Genomic DNA, 2,181 nt, shown 5'->3' with positions numbered 1-2,181 from the left:
GGGCGAGACCCCGCAGTGGAGCGCAGTGGTCGGTACTTCAGTTCAGGGGGCTACGAGACGGGCCTGTAATCCTCTGTCTCGTCCTCGAATTCCCAGCGAACACCGGCGATAGTCACCGCGGTGAAGTCATCAGACGGATCTTCTGGCTCTGCAGCACCGGTGTCGATCAGAGCGATCATCTCGTCGAGAGACATCGATCCCGCTGGATGGGCACCCAGTGGATTGGTTGCCTCCGACCGGATTGCGATGTCCTCCGCAATGAACTCGGAAAGAGTGCTCAACGTATGCACCGGCGTGGGGGCGAACCTGCAGGCTTGTGGAGTGCATTGCTCGAAGTCGGTGATCGCCGTCATGCGGGCCATCATCGGGCGCAAAACTTGATAGTGCCAGGCAGCAGGGCCGTGGTGGTACGGATCTTTGGTTTCTTGGTAGGACGCCCGGTGCGCCACCATCGCCGCGGTCAGCTCCTCGACCAGGGCGGGGTGTTGGAACCAGCACGGCTGGATCTCGCGGCCGAAGTCGTAGCGCTCGCGTAACCATTCGACCCAGTCGATGAGTTCGACCCACAACTCCGCAGCCGCTTGCTGAGTGAGGTGGCGCCATTCGAACGGTCCGGGCCGATATGGGGGAACGCTCATCACACGACCGCTTTCGTGCAGTATTCGTCGAAGATCGCCTGGTTGTCTTCGACCCGTTGTTTGAGGTCGGGCACGTCCCATACCGCCGGAAGGTGCAGTTTCACTGGCGCCATGCCGCGGGCGAGCATCAATCCTTGGTCGGCGGGCATCTGCCGGATCTGGTCGACGGGCATCCGCGGTACAGACCGCGGCGGGGCTTGGGAGCTGGTGTACTCATCACGGTTGCCGAGCAACAGGGAAATCGACGCCAGCTCCTGGTCGTCACCGAGACCGGGCAGGATCAGCCGCACCGGCGATTCCGTGGTCAGCCGGCGGCCGCCGACCCGGCCCCAGCGATCCTCGTTCTGGTTGGCGCTGTGCACGACCGCCCAGATCTGGATGCCTCGCGCACCGGAGTCGGTGATCAGTGATGGCATGTTGGGGATCGCGGCAACGTTGTTCATCTCGTCGAGGACCATCCGCAACGGCGGGTCGAGGCGGTCATCAGGTTTGCTCAGGCCGTGTTGCTTGCTGAGGTGATACAACTCGGCGGACAGGACCGTGGTGAACGCGGCCGCCGATCGGCTGTGTCCTTCCGAGACCAGGTAAATCGTGTTATTTCCCTCAGTGAGAAGGGCTTTCAGATCCGCAGACCGGCCTGCGGGCACGTTGACCGCATTCATCAACGCCGGCGACGCCAACGGCTCGAGCAACCGGGTGCAGGCACTGATCACGTCATCGGAGGAATCGGACTTCGACCCGAGCGCCTGACCGAGTTCGGCGTCCCAGTCCGGCAGATCGACCGAGAGGACGTCGCGGACGGGTTTGACGGTGCGCGAGGATGCCCACACCTTCACTGTCCGCAGATCCGCACCGGTGACCGCGGCCGCGTAGAGGTAGCCGCGCATCAGCATGGCGGCCTTGCCGTTCCAGTACCCGGAGTTCTTCGTGTCGTCCATCGGCATGGCCTGCACCAGTGCTTCCGCCCGGCGCAACGCCACCTCGGGGTCGTCGCAGCCATCGAGGATCGACCACCGCATCTTGTCCGGAAACGCTGTCAGCCCTTCCGGGTCGAAGACCTCGACCTGCCCGGCCTCGCGGCGTTCGGCCCACGTCGAGCGGAGCAGGTCACCGCGGGTGGTGGTGGCCACGACCGGCCCGACTGCGCTGGTGACTCCCTGCCAGCACACCCGCCAGGTCTTACCCGAGCCGGTGGGGCCTTCGACGAGGAGCCCGTCCCGGTATTGCAGGTACACGCCCTCCTTCTTGGCGTCGTAGAGCGACCCGATCCGGGTGGTCGCCGAGGCGGCGTCGATCTTGCGAAGCGGCACATCGGCGAGCGAGGCGCGGGTCTTCTTCGCCTTCTTCACCGCCTCCTTCTTGCTGACGCCGTGACGCACCAGCTCGGCGCGATCAGCGAACCCCTCCCGCCGAACCCGCTGCGCCGCCTTGTGCATCGTGAGCTTCGACGACACATACGCCCCGGCCAGCATGCAAACCAAAGCGAGAACCCCGATGCAGATCCAGGTCAGTACCGGTCCCCCGGGCTGCGATCCTTCCGGCC

2 protein-coding genes are annotated in these 2,181 nt (G+C 64.8%); both read right to left on the bottom strand.

Annotated features, from left to right (window positions below; genetic code table 11):
- Positions 1 to 50: 50 nt before the first annotated feature.
- Positions 51 to 569 carry a hypothetical protein gene (locus WAW17_RS21535; protein ID WP_422334947.1) on the bottom strand — a complete coding sequence of 173 codons (519 nt, stop codon included), beginning with the start codon at positions 567 to 569 and terminating at the stop codon, positions 51 to 53.
- A 68-nt stretch (positions 570 to 637) separates the two neighbouring features.
- Positions 638 to 2,181 (bottom strand): type IV secretory system conjugative DNA transfer family protein (locus WAW17_RS21530; RefSeq protein ID WP_422334946.1); only part of this gene is annotated, 1,544 nt, incomplete at its 5' end.

This window comes from Rhodococcus sp. (in: high G+C Gram-positive bacteria) (genome assembly GCF_049286785.1).
In the GTDB taxonomy this organism is placed as follows: Bacteria; Actinomycetota; Actinomycetes; order Mycobacteriales; family Mycobacteriaceae; genus Rhodococcus_F.
Note: the sequence above shows the minus strand (reverse complement) of the source record. Positions and strands in the feature narration are given on the sequence as shown.